Origin of the sequence: Halobellus marinus, from assembly GCF_032113415.1 — an archaeon.
Classification (GTDB): Archaea; Halobacteriota; Halobacteria; order Halobacteriales; family Haloferacaceae; genus Haloquadratum; species Haloquadratum marinus.
The window spans coordinates 1,315,416-1,332,301 of the sequence record NZ_CP134946.1 but is presented as its reverse complement, the minus strand read 5'-3'; the positions used below and the strand labels follow the sequence as shown (position 1 = coordinate 1,332,301).

Annotated in this window: 19 protein-coding genes; 7 read left to right on the top strand and 12 right to left on the bottom strand. The window is 67.0% G+C overall.

Annotated elements, in window-relative coordinates; all coding sequences use genetic code 11:
- Positions 1-15 precede the first annotated feature (15 nt).
- Genes RJT37_RS06865 through RJT37_RS06840 form a run of 6 tightly spaced genes read right to left on the bottom strand, consistent with a single transcriptional unit; the run spans position 16 to position 5,240 of the window.
- Positions 16-1,023: a threonine-phosphate decarboxylase gene (locus RJT37_RS06865; RefSeq protein WP_313688887.1), complete on the bottom strand. Its 1,008-nt coding sequence runs from the start codon at positions 1,021-1,023 to the stop codon at positions 16-18.
- A complete protein-coding gene (locus RJT37_RS06860; RefSeq protein ID WP_313688886.1) occupies positions 1,013-2,113 on the bottom strand; it encodes a nicotinate-nucleotide--dimethylbenzimidazole phosphoribosyltransferase in 1,101 nt (366 codons plus the stop codon). The genes RJT37_RS06865 and RJT37_RS06860 overlap by 11 nt, the downstream gene beginning before the upstream one ends.
- On the bottom strand, positions 2,104-2,787 hold the full coding sequence (locus RJT37_RS06855; RefSeq protein ID WP_390209020.1) for an NTP transferase domain-containing protein: 684 nt from the start codon (positions 2,785-2,787) through the stop codon (positions 2,104-2,106). The genes RJT37_RS06860 and RJT37_RS06855 overlap by 10 nt, the downstream gene beginning before the upstream one ends.
- Positions 2,787-3,551: an adenosylcobinamide-GDP ribazoletransferase gene (cobS, locus tag RJT37_RS06850; RefSeq protein ID WP_313688882.1), complete on the bottom strand. Its 765-nt coding sequence runs from the start codon at positions 3,549-3,551 to the stop codon at positions 2,787-2,789. The genes RJT37_RS06855 and cobS overlap by 1 nt, the downstream gene beginning before the upstream one ends.
- On the bottom strand, positions 3,542-4,549 hold the full coding sequence (locus tag RJT37_RS06845; RefSeq protein WP_313688881.1) for a CobD/CbiB family cobalamin biosynthesis protein: 1,008 nt from the start codon (positions 4,547-4,549) through the stop codon (positions 3,542-3,544). The genes cobS and RJT37_RS06845 overlap by 10 nt, the downstream gene beginning before the upstream one ends.
- 55 nt (positions 4,550-4,604) lie before the next feature.
- Complete coding sequence (locus RJT37_RS06840) at positions 4,605-5,240, bottom strand: HAD family hydrolase (RefSeq protein WP_313688879.1); 636 nt, start codon at positions 5,238-5,240, stop codon at positions 4,605-4,607.
- 153 nt (positions 5,241-5,393) lie between these two features.
- Between RJT37_RS06840 and RJT37_RS06835 the strand changes: the two genes are divergently transcribed.
- The 3 genes from RJT37_RS06835 to ftsZ all read left to right on the top strand — a co-directional run bounded on the left by RJT37_RS06835 (position 5,394) and on the right by ftsZ (position 7,591).
- Positions 5,394-5,993, top strand: a complete 600-nt coding sequence (locus RJT37_RS06835; protein ID WP_313688877.1) for a double zinc ribbon domain-containing protein — start codon at positions 5,394-5,396, stop codon at positions 5,991-5,993.
- Positions 5,994-6,204: 211 nt separating this feature from the next.
- Positions 6,205-6,384, top strand: a complete 180-nt coding sequence (locus RJT37_RS06830) for a ribbon-helix-helix domain-containing protein (RefSeq protein WP_311171274.1) — start codon at positions 6,205-6,207, stop codon at positions 6,382-6,384.
- Between the two features lie 4 nt (positions 6,385-6,388).
- Positions 6,389-7,591 (top strand): cell division protein FtsZ, encoded by a 1,203-nt coding sequence (ftsZ, locus tag RJT37_RS06825; RefSeq protein WP_313688874.1) that lies wholly within the window; start codon positions 6,389-6,391, stop codon positions 7,589-7,591.
- A gap of 174 nt (positions 7,592-7,765) precedes the next feature.
- Here ftsZ and ncsA read toward each other — a convergent pair whose 3' ends face one another.
- Entirely contained in the window at positions 7,766-8,731 is a 966-nt protein-coding gene (gene ncsA, locus RJT37_RS06820) for a tRNA 2-thiolation protein NcsA (protein WP_313688873.1), read from the bottom strand.
- Between the two features lie 295 nt (positions 8,732-9,026).
- On the opposite strand from ncsA, the gene RJT37_RS06815 reads away from it, so the two are divergent.
- A complete protein-coding gene (locus tag RJT37_RS06815) occupies positions 9,027-9,671 on the top strand; it encodes a DUF7095 family protein (RefSeq protein ID WP_313688871.1) in 645 nt (214 codons plus the stop codon).
- 41 nt (positions 9,672-9,712) lie between these two features.
- Here the strand turns inward: RJT37_RS06815 and RJT37_RS06810 are convergent, their stop codons facing one another.
- From RJT37_RS06810 to RJT37_RS06795, 4 genes are all read right to left on the bottom strand, one after another.
- A complete protein-coding gene (locus RJT37_RS06810) occupies positions 9,713-10,522 on the bottom strand; it encodes a class I SAM-dependent methyltransferase (RefSeq protein WP_313688870.1) in 810 nt (269 codons plus the stop codon).
- A 5-nt stretch (positions 10,523-10,527) separates the two neighbouring features.
- Positions 10,528-11,358 carry a deoxyribonuclease IV gene (locus RJT37_RS06805; protein WP_313688868.1) on the bottom strand — a complete coding sequence of 277 codons (831 nt, stop codon included), beginning with the start codon at positions 11,356-11,358 and terminating at the stop codon, positions 10,528-10,530.
- Positions 11,359-11,424: 66 nt separating this feature from the next.
- The gene (locus RJT37_RS06800; RefSeq protein WP_313688866.1) at positions 11,425-12,252 is read right to left on the bottom strand and encodes a lipoate--protein ligase family protein; all 828 of its coding nucleotides are present in this window, start codon (positions 12,250-12,252) and stop codon (positions 11,425-11,427) included.
- 284 nt (positions 12,253-12,536) lie between these two features.
- The gene (locus tag RJT37_RS06795; protein WP_313688865.1) at positions 12,537-12,923 is read right to left on the bottom strand and encodes a DUF7475 family protein; all 387 of its coding nucleotides are present in this window, start codon (positions 12,921-12,923) and stop codon (positions 12,537-12,539) included.
- A gap of 187 nt (positions 12,924-13,110) precedes the next feature.
- On the opposite strand from RJT37_RS06795, the gene RJT37_RS06790 reads away from it, so the two are divergent.
- Positions 13,111-14,016, top strand: a complete 906-nt coding sequence (locus RJT37_RS06790) for a serine/threonine-protein kinase RIO2 (RefSeq protein WP_313688863.1) — start codon at positions 13,111-13,113, stop codon at positions 14,014-14,016.
- An 83-nt stretch (positions 14,017-14,099) separates the two neighbouring features.
- Here the strand turns inward: RJT37_RS06790 and RJT37_RS06785 are convergent, their stop codons facing one another.
- Complete coding sequence (locus RJT37_RS06785; protein ID WP_313688861.1) at positions 14,100-15,293, bottom strand: geranylgeranyl reductase family protein; 1,194 nt, start codon at positions 15,291-15,293, stop codon at positions 14,100-14,102.
- Positions 15,294-15,415: 122 nt separating this feature from the next.
- Here RJT37_RS06785 and RJT37_RS06780 point away from each other — a divergent pair, with 122 nt between their 5' ends.
- Together RJT37_RS06780 and RJT37_RS06775 are read left to right on the top strand one after the other, a co-directional pair.
- Positions 15,416-15,892, top strand: a complete 477-nt coding sequence (locus tag RJT37_RS06780; RefSeq protein WP_313688859.1) for a DUF5793 family protein — start codon at positions 15,416-15,418, stop codon at positions 15,890-15,892.
- Between the two features lie 68 nt (positions 15,893-15,960).
- Positions 15,961-16,590, top strand: coding sequence for a uracil-DNA glycosylase family protein (locus RJT37_RS06775; protein WP_313688857.1), 630 nt, complete (start codon positions 15,961-15,963; stop codon positions 16,588-16,590).
- Positions 16,591-16,886: the final 296 nt, after the last annotated feature.

Genomic DNA, 16,886 nt, shown 5'->3' with positions numbered 1-16,886 from the left:
CCGAGTGACAGTCAGTCATCGGTCCAACAGCGCGTCGAGCACCAGATCGTTCTCGTGCGGCCGGCGCACGGCCACGCGTACGTGCGAATCTAATCCAGTGAACGTCCGGGCGTCGCGGATCGCGACGCCACCCTCGCGTGCGCGATGGATTACGCGATCCACCGACTCCTCGCCGACATCGAGCAACAGGAAGGGCGCGTTCGACGGCGCGACGTCGTACGCTGTCGACAGCGCATCGCGCATCCGGGCGCGCTCGCGGTCGACCCGCTCCCGCGTCCGCTCGACGAACGACTCCTGACGGAGACAGTGCTCGCCGACGGCAGCGGCGGGTGTCGAGAGCGACCACGGCTGCCGCGCCGCCCGGAGTCGCTCGCCGAGGTCGCCGACCGCGACGGCGAAGCCCGCGCGGATTCCCGGCAGGCCGAACATCTTGGTCAGCGAGCGGGCGACGACGACGCCCGGTTCGCCGGCGAGACTCGGCGCGGCGGTGAAATCGAGGAACGCCTCGTCGACGATCAGCGGCGTCGTCGCCGCGCGACAGTCGTCCAGAAACTCCCGGAGCGCGTCGGGGTCGACCAGGTCGCCGGTCGGGTTGTTCGGCGTGCAGACGACGACGGCGGCGTACTGCTCCGGATCCGTCGCGAGGAGGTCCTCGTGGGCGACGCCGATGGGGTCGCCCCCCTGCAGTTGGATCTCGCGGGCGTACTCGCCGAAACTCGGCTCCGGAACCAGCACGCGGTCCCCGGGCGCGACGGTGACGCCGAACGCCAGCCGCAACGCCGCACTGCCGCCGGCCGCCGGGACCACCTCGTCGGGGTCGCAGTCGACGTAGTCGGCGGCCGCCGCGCGGAACGCAGTGAAGTCGTCGGCGTAGCGGGTCGCATCCGAAAGCGCCGCCTCGTAGACGTTGGCAACGCCCGCAGGCCGGATCGGATTCGTGTTCGCACTGAAGTCGACGAGGTCCGCGTGGTCGCTGCCGCCGTGCGGTACGCGGTCGACGTCCGCGACGCGTTCAGGGTCCACGGTTGGGCTCCTCCCGTTTCGGCCGGTCGGCCTCGACACGGTCCGGCTTCTCTCCCTCCGGCCGGTCGGCCTCGACACGGTCCGGCTTCTCTCCCTCCGGCCGGTCGTCGTCGACTCGGTCGAGGACCCGCCGTGTCGCGTCAGTCACGTCGCCGAGTCGGCCCGCCTCGTCGGCGAGGCGGAGTGCGCCGCCCATCGCCGCCCCCTCCTTGGCGACGCCGTCGGCGTAGGCCGAGAGCGGCCCCGCGGCGGGCGCGTCGAAGCCCGGGTCTGAGACCACGAGATCGAGATGCAGCGCTGCGGCCGCGTCGCCGAGATCCGGAACGTCCGCGGCCAGATACGACGTCGTCGCGAGTGTCGCGCGGTCGGTGACGCCCGCGTGGCGGACGAGCGCGGCAACCGAGAGTAGCTGGGTGCCGCCGCCGAAGACCACCGCCGTGCCGGATTCGAGCGCGCCGGCGGCGAGGCCGGCGGCAGTGGCCAACACCGGATCGCCGACAAATCTGACAGCCAGTTCGGGCGTGTGGCCGCCCTGGCCGGGTTCGATGTCCGAGGCGTCGAAGGCTCCCGCGACGACGCGCTCTTTCAGGTCCACCGGGTTCTCCGGCAGCGAGGAGGACGTCGACGGGACGACGTCCTCGCCGAGCGCGCGCAGCACCGCCATCGCCGTGGTAGTTCCGCCAGGGATCGTCTCGCCGATGACGATCCGGTCGTCCGGGAGCGCGCGACCGAGCCGCCGGGCCGCGGTGAACGCTCCGGGCGCCGTCGGGACAGGATCCTCCTCGCGGATGTCGCGGCCGGGTCGCGCGCCAACCGAGACCGTGGGCGCACCGGTCGGGCGAGCGAGGCCGCCGTCCACGATGGTCACCTCGAAGCCCAGTAGCTCTCGGACGGCGCGCGTCACGACCGCGGGCGTCGGACAGCCCGTCGGACTTACTGGCGTGACGGGCGCACGGACCGTCTCGCCGTACGTGATGATCTCGGCGTCGGCGCTCGGCGTGTGGACGAGCAGGTCGCGCGAGGCGCCAGCGGCGGTGATGCCGTCGATCTCGGCCGTGCGGGTCGTTCCCGCGACGAGGATCACCCGCATAGGGCCTCCGCGAGCGCTCTGTCGGCGGGTCGGTTCACGTTGACCGCGAGGCGCGCGTCGTACGTCAACGCCACGGTGTCGTCGTCGCCCGCGACGACGTTCAGCCCCGTCGGGGCGACGTCCCGGCCGTCGTGTTCGAAGGCGGTGTCGACGGAGGCGCCGAGACGGCGTTTCAGCGCGGCCGGGACGCAGACGGTGAGCGAGGTCGGGTCGGCGTTGCCGGACTCTGTCGGGAGCGGTCCCTTCGCCGGAGTTCCTACGTGCGCCCGCGCGATCGCGTCGTCGACGTGTTCCGGTGCGAGCAGCGGGAGATCCGCGGGGACGGTGAGCGCCGGACGACCGACGGCGTCGAGGGCGGTACCGAGGTCCGAGACGTAGCCGTCGCCCGGCGTCTCGACGATCGAAAGCGACAGGTCGCGAGCGCGCTCGGCCGTCTGCGGCGCCTGCGGCGAGACGACCGCGTGGACGGTTCCGGACTCGCCGATTCGACTCCCCCGCAGCGCCTGGACGACCCGCGAGAGCATCGACTGGCCGGCCACCTCGACGAGCGGCTTCTCGACGTCGGTCGGCTTCTCGGCTTCCCTCCACTCGGCCCCGCCGTCGCCCTCGCTGTCGCCACTCTCGGAACCGCCGCCGACGCCCTCGCGGAGCCGCGTCCCGCGACCGCCGCACATCACGAGAGCGTCCACACGATCACCCCCGCGTGGATCCCCGCGACCCGACCGAGTTCGTTCGCCGCGCCGAGGACGTCGCCGGAGATGCCGCCGAGCGCGCCAGCGGCCCAGCGGCCGACGAGCCACGCGACAGCAACGGGCGCAAGGACTGCTGCGGCGATCGCCGGCGCGCCGACCGTCGTGAGAGAGGCCAGCGCGAAGAGCGGGAAGACGGCGACGGTGACCGGCAGGAGGGCAGTCGGCGTCGCTGCCTCGGTCAGCGCGCTCCCGAGTCCCTCGTGGGCGGCCTCCCCGAGACAGACGAGGGTCGCGACGCCCGCTTTCGCGCCCACTTCGACGGTGAGCGCGAGGGCGAACGCGACGCGGGGTCGGGTCCCGGCCAGCCCCAGTGCACCGAGGCCGAGCGTTACGAAGGCGAGCGAGACCGCGAGCGCGCCGCCGACACCCGTCGCCGCGTCTTTGAGCACTTCCCGGCGGCGAGCGACGTCGACGCCGCCGTGGACCGCCGCAGCGTCGCCGAGATCCGCCAGGCCGTCGGCGTGGGTGACGCCCGTGAGGAGAACGAGCGTCACGAGGTACAGCGCGGCCGCGCTTGGCACAGGAATTGGGAGCAAGAGCGGGAGCGCGGCGAGGGTGCCGACAACGTAGCCCGCCAAGACGATCGAGACCGGCGTGCGCCGGAACGCTTCCCAGGCCCGTTCATCGCCGCCGACCGGCAGCCGGGTGAGGAAGCCGAGCGCGCCGCGGAGTGCGGTCAAAACCACGCGAGCACCCCCGCGGCGCCGACCGCGATGATCCCCGCCCGCCGCGTCACGCGAACCGCACGAGTCGCCGTCGCGACGTCCGGAAGGGGGGGCGCGTCCCCCGGATCGAGGTCGTACACGTCGGGTTTGTGCAGTCGCGCGGGCAACAGCGCGGCCATCGTCGCCATCGGCCACCCGGAGTTCGGCGACGCGGGGCGACGAGCGAGCCCGCGAACTCGACGCCGGAGAACGAGTGTCGGTGCCCCGGCAGCGACAGCTATGAGCAGTGCCGTGAGCCGCGCCGGGAGCCACATCACGGCGTCGTCGAGTCGCGCGGACGCCCAGCCGACCGGCTTCGAGCGATATCCCAGCATCGAATCGAGCGTGTTGACGCCTTTCACCCAGGCGGCCGCCGCTGCGGCCAGCGGGAGGGCGACGTCGGGACCGACGAGCGCGGCGGCCGCCACCGCGACGCCGGCGAACGCGAAAAGCGGGGCAACGAACCCGTCGGCGAGGTTCTCCGCGAGGCTCTCGACGGCCGCCGAGCGAACGTGCGCGGGGTCCAGGTCATCAGAATCGCGACCAGCGAGCGCGCGGAGGTCGACGCGGGCGGCCGCGAGGTCCGCGTCACTCTCGCTGATCACCGTCCGCGCTTCGGCGAGGAGCAATCGCAGGCTGGTCGTCGAAAAGAGCACACCGGCGGCGACGACCGCCCCGAGCCAGTGGTTTATCCACGCACCGACCGCGACGAAACCAGCCGCGATGGCGGCGAAAGAAAGCGGGAGGACAAAGGCGGCAAGGAGCCCGACGAGTCGCGGGCGTGACCACGCGGGATCGCCTCCGGGCTTGTCGCCTTCGCTCTCCATTCCGTCGTTTCTCTCGCCACCCCCGTCGCCGCGGTCGACACGCGCGACGAGACGGCCCAACAGTGCGACCGGATGGACTCGCGTCGGCGGTTCTCCCAAGACGGCGTCGAAGCCAGCCGCGAGGGCGATGGCGACTGTCGCCGTCACCGGCATCCGGACTCGCTCCCGTCGGTACCTGGCCTTCTGTCACTGGCCGTCTCACCGATTGTCATTCTTCCGGCACTCCTTCCCTTCTGAGTTGTGTTGCCAGCGCTTCGAGGTCCCGGTCGCTCACGTCCAGGAAGCTCCCGCCGAGAGACGTGATCCCACCGTCGGTCGCGGGGTCGTCGCCGACGTGACACAGCGCTTCGGGCGCCACGCCGAGTTCGTCGGCGGCCGTCCTGAAGATGTTCGGGTGGGGTTTGCGCCAGCCGCAGCCGCTGCTCGTCACGATGGCGTCGAAGGCGTCCCGATCGAGCGTCGACCGGATCAGGGTGCGGCCGACGAGCTCCGGGACCGCACAGTTCGAGAGGAGCCCGACTGGCCCCGCCTCCGCCGCGGCCGCGATGGCGTCGACCGCGCCCGCTCGTGTGTCGACTGCAGGATCGAACGCGGCGACCACAGCGTTCCGGACAGCGCTATCAGGCGTGTCGACGCCCCGGGACCGGAGCGCGGCGGCGACGTGCACTGGGAGCAGCACCTCGGCACCGTCGGGCGCGTCGATGTGCTGCTCGGTGTACGCTGCCTGCCAGTCACTGGGCACCTCGACCCCGCGGTCGCAGAGCGCGGACGCTACTGCGGCCGCGGGGTCCTCCGGCCGGTCGACGTCGACGAGGGTACCGAAGAGATCGAACGTTACTGCCACTACGATTGAATCGGCGAAAGCCGACTTGAATTTGCCGGAGTAGACGGGGACAACCAGTCGAGATAGACGGGATCGCGGCTGTCCGACAGCGCGGATGACAACTGTCAGACACGAGGGGAAGATTGATATGGTAGGTTGCATATGGTATGGTCGATGAGCAAGATCACGTTCCGCGCCGACGATGATCTCGTTGAGCGACTGGAGTCGCTCGACGCCTCGAAAAGCGAGGCGATGCGCGAGGCCCTTCGGGAGTACCTCGACGGCGCGGACCGTGATGGCGACCCCGGCCCGTCCGACCAGTCGGCCCTCGGCGGGACCGACACCATCGACGAGGTCATACGGGAGCGCGTCGATGAACTCGTCGGCGAGCGCCTTGATGAACTCGTCAGCGAGCGCCCCGACGAACCCGTCGCCAGGCGGCGCCCGCCGGAAACCCGGGATCTCAACGTCAACGTCACCGTCGATGGCGTAAACGCGGCTGAAACCGACGAAAACGCCGCCGTCGAGGAGTCGACGTCGCAGGAACGTGAGCGTAAGACGCCGCCAGAATCGGAACCGTCTGCGGGCGGATCAAAGACGTGCGACAAGTGTGGTGAGACGGTTTCCGCCGACCACGTATACTGTCCGAACTGCGGGGAGAAAGCGTCACACCGCGTGTTCTGTGAATGCGGGGACGAGCTCCGGTCCGACTGGGCGTTCTGCCCAAGCTGTGGGCGCCGGACCTCCGCTGCCGACGTCCTGGAACGGACGTAAACAGGGTTGAAACCCCCGTATGCGCCGGTCGCGGGGATTTGTCTTACAACCGTCGTTAGCTTTATAAGGCATCGGTCTGTGGTATCTGCTGCGTAAGACGGTCGTCTTACAGATCCGGCGGAAGCGGGGGAAAGGTCCGCTGTCTTCCGTTTTCGGAGGTGTAGGACGTTCGCACGGGACGTGCGCGCCGTCTTACCGGGGGAATGCAACAATGGAGCGTGTGACACTACGAATTCCGAAGCAGCAGATCGAGGAGGTCGAACAGATGGTCGAGACGGGGGAGTTCCCGAACCGATCGGAAGCGATCCGCTCGGCCGTCCGTGAAATGCTCAACGAACAACAGACCGAGGGACGCGACTCGGCGGCGAAACGAACGTGGGCCAAGGTGTAAGACGATGCAAGATATTGTCAGAGAGGCCATGCAGCGCGACGAGGAGGAACGTGACACCGCCGCCGAGGCCGGGAACGACGACGAGTTCGGGAGCCCCCGAATCGTCATCGTTGGCGCCGGCGGCGCCGGCAACAACACCGTCAACCGCCTGTACAACATCGGCGTCGACGGCGCCGACACGGTCGCGATCAACACTGACAAACAGCACCTCAAGATGGTCGAAGCGGACACGAAAATTCTCGTCGGCAAGTCCCTGACGCAGGGGCTCGGCGCCGGCGGCGACCCCTCGATGGGCGAGCGGGCGACCGAGATGGCCCAGGGGACGATCAAGGAAGTCCTCGACGGGGCCGATCTCGTGTTCGTCACCGCCGGGATGGGCGGCGGCACCGGCACCGGTGCTGCGCCGGTCGTCTCGAAGATCGCCAAAGAGCAGGGTGCGATCGTCGTCGGGATGGTGTCGACGCCGTTCAACGTCGAGCGCGCCCGGACAGTCAAAGCCGAGGAGGGGCTCGAGAAGCTCCGCAACGAGGCCGATTCGATCATCGTCCTCGACAACAACCGGCTGCTCGACTACGTGCCGAACCTCCCGATCGGCAAGGCGTTCTCGGTGATGGATCAGATCATCGCCGAGACGGTCAAGGGAATCTCCGAGACCATCACCCAGCCCTCGCTCATCAATCTGGACTACGCCGACATGTCCACGATTATGGACCAGGGCGGCGTCGCGGTGATGCTCGTCGGCGAGACCCAGGACAAAAACAAGACCCAGGAGGTCGTCAACGACGCGATGAACCACCCGCTCTTGGACGTGGACTACCGGGGCGCATCCGGGGGTCTCGTCCACATCACGGGCGGGCCGGACCTGACGCTGAAGGAGGCCGAGGGCATCGCGAACAACATCACGGAACGGCTCGAAGCTCGCGCCAACGTCATCTGGGGCGCCCGCATCCAGGACGAGTACAAGGGGAAAGTCCGCGTGATGGCGATCATGACCGGCGTCCAGTCGGCGCAGGTGCTCGGGCCGTCGACGCAGAAGCAGGCGGACAAGTCCCGACAGAGCCTCGAGGCTTCGGAGTTCGACGGCGGCAAGGAGGTCGAAGTGCCGAGTAACGGCACCGGCGGGTCGACCGCCTCCGGCCGCTCCTGGCAGTCCGACGGCGGGGAACAGAAGCGCGAAAAACAGCACGGACTCGACGTCATCCGCTGACGATCCGAGACGCCCCGAACGGACACCGCGAACGGCCGTTGTCTCCAGTCGGTCACTCCGTTCGTGCTGTCGCAACGCGGATTCTTCGGCACCGCTCGTCGCAAGTGACGTCTCCATCGCCGCCAGCGTCGGGTAAGTCGTCGCGAGCGTCCCCGACGTTGCTGCCGGAACCGCTCAGGTCGCCGCGAGCGATTCGAGCAGTCGACACTTCCGACAGACGTCCCCGGTCGTCTGTGAGCCGCAGCGGTCGCACGCTTCCATCTCCGGCGTCGACTCGCCGCGGTACCGATCGGCCGCCATCGACGCCAGTTCCTCGTAGCCGGAGACGATCGAGTGTCTCGTTCCGGGGTGGTTCTCCTCCAGTTTCAAGAGCAGTTCCTGGATCTCGCCACGGAACGCCTCCGAGGCGTGCGGACACTCGGTGATGTGCGCCGGCAACTCCCGCAACTGTGCGTACAGCGCGACTTCCTTTTCCGGCACGTCGCGGAGCGGCTTCGCCCGCGGGACGAAGCCCGCGTCGTCGGTGCGCTCGTCGAACGGCCCGAGGCTCGCATCGAAGTGTTTGGCCATCTGCTTGACGTCGCCCTCCAAGACGTTCATCAGCGCCGTCTGGGCCTCGTCGTCGAGGTTGTGGCCGGTCAGGAGGATGTCGGCGTCGAACTCCGCGGCGTAGGTCTCCAAGAGGTCGCGGCGGAACACTCCACAGTACGCGCAGGGCGCCATCCCCTCGGGGTCGTCCTCGACGACGTCGTCCATCCGGACGCCGAACTCCTCCTCGTAGGAGACGAGTTCGTGGCGGAGGTCCAGCTCCGCTGCGAGTTCGACGCAGGCGTCGACGCTCTCGTCGCGGTAGCCCTCGATCCCCTCGTGGATCGTCAGGGCGACGAGTTCGATCCGGGGGTCGCGGCCGAACGTCTCGTCGAGAATCTGCGCGAGCACGACGCTGTCTTTGCCGCCGGAGAGACCGATGACCCACCGTTCGGGATCCCCGGGGGAGGCATCCTGCGGCACGAGTCCGTCCCGCCGGATCCGCCGGCGCACTCGCTTTTCGACCGACGCGCGGAAGTGCTCCTCACAGAGGTGTGCACCCGAGTAGCCGGCGTGCATTACGGCGTCGCGGCCGCATTTGTCGCACTCCATCGAGTCGGCGTTGGCGGCGCGGGAGGATACCGGTTTCGTCTCGGAAAGGGTGTCTATCCGACAAAGGGAACGTGTGACACCCACCAAAGGGGGGAGAGGGGGATGGGGGAAGGCACCCCGGGGCTGTGTTGCCCCGAGAGGTCACCGAAACGGTGATCGATCGACACCCCCGAGGTGCCGAATAGGACTAAGGAAAGGTCAGTAAAAACACCTCCGGAACTGCGCGCTGACGATGCACGGGGAACCTCCCTGCCGCCGCCGAAACGCATTCCTCTACACGGTGCGACACCCGGGTATGGACCGTGCGAACGCGCTTGACCGCGTCGAAGCGATTCTCGACGCCGTCGATTCGGAGCCGCTTCCGGTGCCCGTCCGCGAGGTCTGGGTCTACGGCGACGTCGCCCTGGGTCTCGACCCCGTCGAGCGCCTGAACGTGTACCTCACGAAGGACCTGCTCCTCGGCGGAGACAGCGAGGCCGGCGCCGACTTCGAGGCGACACACGGCGTGAAGGGCATCGGACAGAGCGTCTCCGCGGAGTGGGCCGAAGCGTACCCCGACCGCGTGCGGACGAACGGGAGCGGCCACGCCGCGCCCGAGAAGTGCCTCGCCGCCCACCTCCTGCCGGACGACGAGCCGATCCATCTCGAAGTCTGCAACGCCTCCTTCGAGGACAACGTGCGACAGCGGCTGAAAGGCGCCGTCGCCCGCGACGCCTACGAGGAGATCCTGGACCCTCGCGGCGTCTGTCTGTACGCCGAGGGACAGCGGTCGGACTCGGCATTAAAAAAGCTCCGCGGCGGCGAACTCGTTTTCCCGACCCTCTCGGAGTCGCTGTCGATGCTGGGACTGGAAGCGGACGTCGCCGACGAGGCCGCCGAGACGCTTCGCGGGTACCGCGCGGCACAGTCCGGTCAGACCGTTCGCGGCGACGTCGTCTAACGGTCTCCCGTCTGTTCTCCGGTCCCTCTCGCCAGCCGAGACTACGCTCCGTCGTCGACGCGGCCGACGACGACGTCGAAGGGAACCACCTCGGCGCGGCGGTACGTCCCCTCGCGCATCGCCTCGACCACCGCCCGGCCCATCTCCCGCCACTCGTCGCGGAGGACGTCGAACTCGTCGGGCGATAGCGACCGGCGCAGTTCCGTCTCGTGTTCCGCGAGCGCGTCGCCGCGTGCCTTCCGGGCGGCCGCCGCCATCGATTCCTCGTCGTATGGCGGTTCGATCACCTTCCGGTGGTAGTGCCGGCGGGTCGCGACCGGGGTCAGCCCCGCCTCGCGGAACAGCGAGGGGAGCTGATCGCCGAGCGCGACGTCGGTTTCGACGCCCGCGATGTAGGCCTCGCGGACGCGCTGCTCCAGCGTGACTTCCGCGGCGACGGTCGAGTCGACGCCGACATCCGAATTGTCGGGTTCGATGGCGGCCACGAGGTCGGTCGAGCACTCGCGGAACGCACGGAGCGCGGCGACCGGATCGGGAAGGTTCACCAGGAGCGCCTGGCAGACGACCAGGTCGAAGGTGTTCGCGGGGACGGGCGGCCGCGTGGCGTCGCCGACGACGACGTCGAGGCCGGTCTCCTCTGCGGCCACCGAGAGCAGGTCCGGGTCGGCGTCGAGACAGACCACCTGCCCCGGCGATTCGGCATCGAGGACGCGCGCGAGTTCACCGGTTCCGGCGCCGGCGTCGAGAATCCGCTTTCGGTCGGCGAGCGACAGGGGTCCCAGTGCCTCACGGGAGCCGTCCCACAGCCCTTGACGCGTCCGCCGCAGGTACTCCGGCGAAAACTGCCGCACGCCCGTTACTCCTCGCGAAGTTCCCGCGTCCGCTCGATGTTCCAGGCGAAGCCCCTGTCGTCCTCGTTCGGTGTTTCGAGCACCAGCGGCACGTCGTCGACCGCGGAGTGGTTGACGAACGCGCGCATTCCGGTCTCGCCGATCAGCCCCTCGCCGATGTGGGCGTGTTCGTCCTTGTTCGTCCCACACTCGTGTTTGGAGTCGTTGAGGTGGACACAGGCCAGGTTGTCGAGGCCGACTGCCGCGTGGAACTCCTCGAAGGTTTCGTCGACGCCCTCGGGCGTCGAGAGGTCGTAGCCCGCGGCGAAGGCGTGGGCGGTGTCCAGACAGGTTTCCAGATCCTGGGTGCTCTCTTCGAGCACGTACCCGAGGTGAGCGAAGTCGTCGCCGAGTTTCGTGCCCGACCCGGCGTCGGACTCGACGAGGACGGTGACGTCGTCGGGGACGTCGAGTTCGTCGAGCGCCGACACCGCGTTGTCGAGTCCCTGCTGTTCGCCAGCGCCGGTGTGGGCTCCGAGGTGGACGTTCACGTACGGGATGTCGAGCGCCGCCGCGGCGTCGACCTCCCGCTGCATCGAGTCGATCGACTTCTCCCGCAGGTCGTCTTTGGGCGTACAGAGGTTCACGAGGTACGAGGAGTGGATGACCCAGGGGCCGACGTCGTGTTCGGCGCTACGTTCGCGGAAAGTCGCCGCGTCGTCCTCGTCGAGGTCGGGATTCTGCCAGACCTGGGGAGAGTGGGTGAAGATCTGTCCGCAGTTGCCGCCGTCGTCGAGTTGTCGATCCACGGCCTTTGCGACGCCGCCGGCGATCGACTCGTGTGCTCCAACTCGCATACCGCGTCACAGTCGCCCCGGGAGTAAAGCGACTTCGGAGTCGGCAGCGACCCGTCGGCGGACCGATCAGGAACGGTCGTCCGGCCGACGCCGGACCCACTCGTCGTTGGCGTACTTTTCCTCTGCGCGCTCGCGTGCCCGTTCGAGTTCGTCGTCGGTCCACGACCCCTCGGCGGCGTCGGCCCACTCGCCGAGCGCGGACTCGACCGCCGCGACCATCTCAGCCCGCGAGACGTCGGCGAGTTCGTCGACGCCGACGACCCGTTCGCGGAACTCCGCGGGGTCGACGTCGTGGCCGTCGAAGACCGCGAGGTGGGCGGCCGCCTCGACCGAGTACGTCAGCGAGCCGTGCTGGATGACCGCCTCGCGGCGGCGGTACTGCGCGTTGCCGCTGATTTTCCGACCCTCGGCGACGATATCGTGGGCGGGATGGAGCGCACGGAGGTAACACGCCGGCGACCAGATCTCCGGAACCGACTCCGGGACGTAGTCGGCGTCGATCCCGAGCCGATCGAACGCATCGAGAATCGGTTCACAGAGCAGGTGATACGCGTCGAGCAGATCGCCCGGGAGTTCGGCCTTCGGCGCGACGATCGAATAGGAGACGTCGCCGTCGACGTCGTGGTAGATGCCGCCGCCGCCGGTCTGTCTCCGGGTGACCGAAATCCCGGCGTCCGCGCAGTGGTCCCAGTCGACGGTTTCTGGATCCTGGCCGTAGCCCAAAGAGAGGGTGCTGGGCTGCCAGCGATAGACCCGGACCGTTCGCGGCCCGCCGTCGGCGGCGGTCTCGGCGGCGATCTCGTCGAGCGCCATCTGCATCGGTCCCTCGCGCGCCTCCTCGCGGATCAGTCGCCACTCCCGGTCGGCGAGCGGTCCCGCTGTTTCCTCAGCCATACTCGACGCTACGCCCGGCGTGTGAAAGCGGTTTCGTCGGCCGAGGAACTATCCAGCCGTGCTATCGTACGGTGGATCCTCACCGACGGTTCGGACAGCGTCATTCGCTTTTTCATATTGTCGGACATCCGTACGCGGGGGTCGGTGCACCGGAGCGCTGAGGGGAGACAGATAGCTGCTCGACAGTATCAGTCCGCGGTTCCGACCGGTTGCCGGAACACTCGACTTTCGGAAAGCAGATGAGTCCGACTCGTTGTTTTGGAACTGAGAGCGGTATCGACCCTTCAGTCCGCTGGTTTTCGCGTGTGTCCGGCCGATTCGGACGGCGTGTTCAGGTAGAGATAGATCAAAACGAGGATCAAGACGACCTGAACGGCCTTATCGACGTAGTCGACCACCCCGTACTCCGATTTGGCCACGATCCAGAGCGGGATCTGGACAGCCGTATACGGAATCCCAACCAGATAGAGCAGTCGGCGCCGAAAGTCGAGGAGAAATAGCACAAGCGCGCCGGCATATCCGACGCCTGCGAGTGCAACGGGGATGCGTCCCTCGACGACGCCAGCATACACGTGGAGAGCCCCGGTGATGACGACTAACGCAACTGCCAGCCACTGGAGTTGCGTGAGTGATCCGATCCGACTCGCCGAATTGTTTTGTGTGTTTTCCACAATACTATGTTGTGAGCGAGGGGGCAATAAGACCTGTCATCACCCCTCCGTGTACCAGCAGACGACGCTGACTGAGCGGTATGCCGGCTCATCTACGCGAGAGTAGATTTGGTATAGCTGTATACAATATATTTTACCGGCAGCCGGACTCGCGGGCCTTTTACGCGTCGCTACCCTCCCGCCGTATATGGTGCGGAACGTCGCCGGTATAATGGCCGAACTCGAACCCGAGGATTTCTACGTCCTGTCCGGCGTCGAGCAGGGGATGCGCTTTTCGGAGTGGGTCAATCGGGAGAAACTCCCCGACCTCTCGAATCTCACACCCGAGGAAGTCGAGTATCGGCTCGATCGGTGTGCCACCCGGGGGTTGATCGAGCGAAAGACGATTCAATACGAGGGGTACACCCTCACTGCCGAGGGGTACGACGCACTCGCGTTACGGACCTTCTCCGAACGCGAGACGATCGAAGGCGTCGGCGCACCCCTGGGTGTCGGCAAAGAGAGCGACGTGCTGGAGGTGCAGTCCTACCGCCCGCTCGCGCTGAAGTTTCACCGCGAGGGGTACACGAACTTCCGGGAAGTGATGCGGGAGCGCGACTACACGGCCGACAACCAGCACGTCTCGTGGCTCTACACCGCGCGAAAGGCTGCCGAACGGGAGTACGAGGCCCTGGAAGCGCTCTATCCGGACGTCTCCGTCCCTCGACCGATCGATCAGAACCGCCACGCGATCGTGATGGCGAAACTCGAGGGAGTTGAACTGGAGCGGGCGAAACTGCAGGAAGAACAGGCCGTCGGCGTCCTGGATCTCATCCTCGACGAGATGGCGACCGCCTACGACGCGGGGTACGTCCACGCAGATATGAGCGGGTACAACGTCGCCGTCGGCGAAGCGGGCGTGACGATCTTCGATTGGCCGCAGGCAGTCACGACCGATCACGAAAACGCCCGGGAACTGCTCGCGCGGGACGTCGAGAACATCATTTCGTACTTCAGACGAAAATACCCCGCGGAGATCCCCGACGGCGACGCTGACAGCGTCGCCGACAGCGTCGCTGCCGGCGAATTCGAGACGGTCCGCGACCACGTATAGCTTTTTCCGAGCGCGCTCCGGAGAATAACCGGTCTCGACTATCGTTGGGAAAAATAAACTACATAGTGCAATATGAAATCGAATCAGGAGCTCACGCCGTTACGTGTGTACTCCCAGTTGTCGGTGTACGCCTCGTGGAGGCGTGAGAGCATCCCGGAATCGGCCAGGAGCGACGACACGACAGTCGGGTGACGGAGGAGTCGCACAGCGACGCGACGGGGCGACCGAGTGAGTGCCTCGACCGTCAGGCCATCGAGGGTTCGGATGATGGCCGCGAGCAGCTCCGGATCCTCGTGTTCGACCCACGCCCCGCGCATCAGGTGTGCCAACCGGTACTCCGGTTGCATCAGCTCGTACAGACGGTCAGGGTACGTCTCCGGCCGCCCCTCGATGATGGCGGCGGCGGCACAGTAGGCAGATCTGATCGCCTGGACGATTCCCTCGCCCTGATACCGGTTTGCTATCCCGGCGGCGTCGCCGACGAGAAGAACGTTCCGCTCGGGACGGTAGGTCTCTGCGGGAGCGAGACTTGGGCCCCGGGGGATGGTGTAGACGTTCGTCTCGGCGCGGTCCGGAACGGGAATGCCGTTGCGGCGACAGGCGGCCGAGAGCGCCGCGAAGTAGTCGTCCGGTCGCTCCTCGCCAGCCCACCCGATACCGACGTTGGCTCGTGTCTTCGACTTCGGAAAGAGCCACGCGTAGCCGACGTATCCCTCGAAGAAGATCCGCGGGTGCGAGACCAGTCCGGCGAAGTCGCCCTCGACGTCGGCGTTGAGCGCGACTATGTTTCCGGTGTATGCGCCGGCATCGGCGAACGTCCGGACCGACAGCGAGGGCTGCCCGGTGGCGTCGATCACGTAGTCGTGGGTCCGACACAGGTCCCGGAGCTCGTCGGGTTTGACCGCCTCATCTGCCCGAATCTCGACACCGTTGTCGGCCAATCGCTCGGCCCACTGCTGTTCGAGGAGGTCACGGTCGGTGATATACCCTAGCGGACAGTCGAACCGGGCCGTGGCGATCGGTTCATCGCTCGGCCCGTGGGTCCGGTCGCGGTAGATTCGGAGATCGAAACCGTCGATATCGTTCCGGAAGCCGTTCGCCGGCGTCTTCGTCAGCGGGACGACCGACGCGTCGTTGATCGCTTCCCCGCAGTTGACTCGTTTCCTGTCGTACGGCTGGCGTTCGAAGAGCGTCACCTGGGCGTGCGGCGCGAGCCGTTCGGCTGCGGCGAGTCCCGCGACGGCGCCGCCGACGATCGCGATCGATCGCTCGGACATATCCGATCCAAGCGTCGGAGCGAAAAACGCGTTGTCGGATCGGACGCTCGTATTCGTGGCGACGTCCCGTCTGACGCGGGCGTTACGTTCATACCCGATGACGTCTAATCTCATAGTACGGAATGAGGCGTGACTACTTCGAGTTGGACGTCGAAAACGTCGAGTGGGTCAAAAACGACGGCGACCCCGAGAAGCCGCTGGTCCGGATCGATTTCCACGGCCCCAGCGGCGTACTGGAGCAGCAGCTTTCGGATCCGTCCGGATCGTATCTCGACGCAGGTGAGACAGACGTCGCATTCCGACTCCAGGACCCGGTCGATGAATCGGACGCGACCGGCGTCGTCAGCGTCACGAACCGTATTACCGGTGATTTCGTCTTCGAGCTCAACGAATCCGCCGACGACGTCCTCACCTTCATCCGGGCCGCCCGAGAGTACGGGCGGAACGCCGCCGACGCCGACGACGGCCGCTACCGCGTCGAGGTGCGGATCGACGGCGAGGAGGCGGTCGTCTACGAGAAAGAGACGTTCCTCGTCTACGACGCCGACGGCAACCTCCTGCGGTCACACAGCCTCATCCCTTCGGGCGTCGAACTGTAGCAGCCGCCGGGGTTGCCGGGGTGACGACCCAGTATCGATTTAACGCCGCCGCTGTTATCGGTCTGATCGTGGAGAACGTAACTGACCGGATAAGCAATCCCTTCGATATGCAGCCGCCGTGTGAGCGGTTCGTTCCGGGATACGGCGACGCTAACGCGGATTTCCACGTGGTCGGCGATCACCCCGGCGTTCACGGCGGCGTCGAGTCTGGCGTGCCGTTCACCAACGACGCAGGGCACCGGTTGCAGGAGACGTTGGTGGAGGCGGGGCTTCTCGAAACCGCCGGGAAACAGCCCGAATCGCCGCGGACATATCTCTCGTACATACATATGTGCGCGCCCGAGGAGGGCGAGCCGTCCGACGCGTCCTACGACGACCTCGAGCGGTTCTTCGATGCGGAACTCCGGGCGATCGCCGCCCACGTTCTCCTCCCGGTGGGCGCGCGGGCGACGGCGCACGTGCTCGAGACCTACACTGCCCAGGCGTGGAAAACCGAGATCGATATGGAGGCGCTACACGCGACAGAAATCCGCGGCAGCGGCTTCCTCGTCTATCCGATCAAAGATCCCGCAGAATGGAGCGACACACACCACGATCGACTTGTCGAATCCCTCACCGCCCTCCAGGAGACGGACTTTCGCCGGGAGGCGGATCTCGGCCGGTTCAGCGCGGGCAACGACCCGTATCTCGTCCGGTGAGAGAGACCACACAGCGCCGCAGCGTCCCCTTAGCCGCCCGGAATATTCACGGTCGATTGCCAAGGAGCCGAAACGTCCGATGATCACCCTGTTTCAGGATTTGAATTTGAATGCAAGAACCATATTCGCACATTATCATCAGATCAAGAAACTTCTAGTAGTAACAGTGGTCGATATTGGCCCTATCCAAGTATTTTTGAGCCCATCTATCAAATCTTACTTCGACGCGCGTGGTCGACTCCACCAGGCGCGTCACAGAAGGACCTGCGAGACTGGTGCTCTCCGCAGTGGCTTGG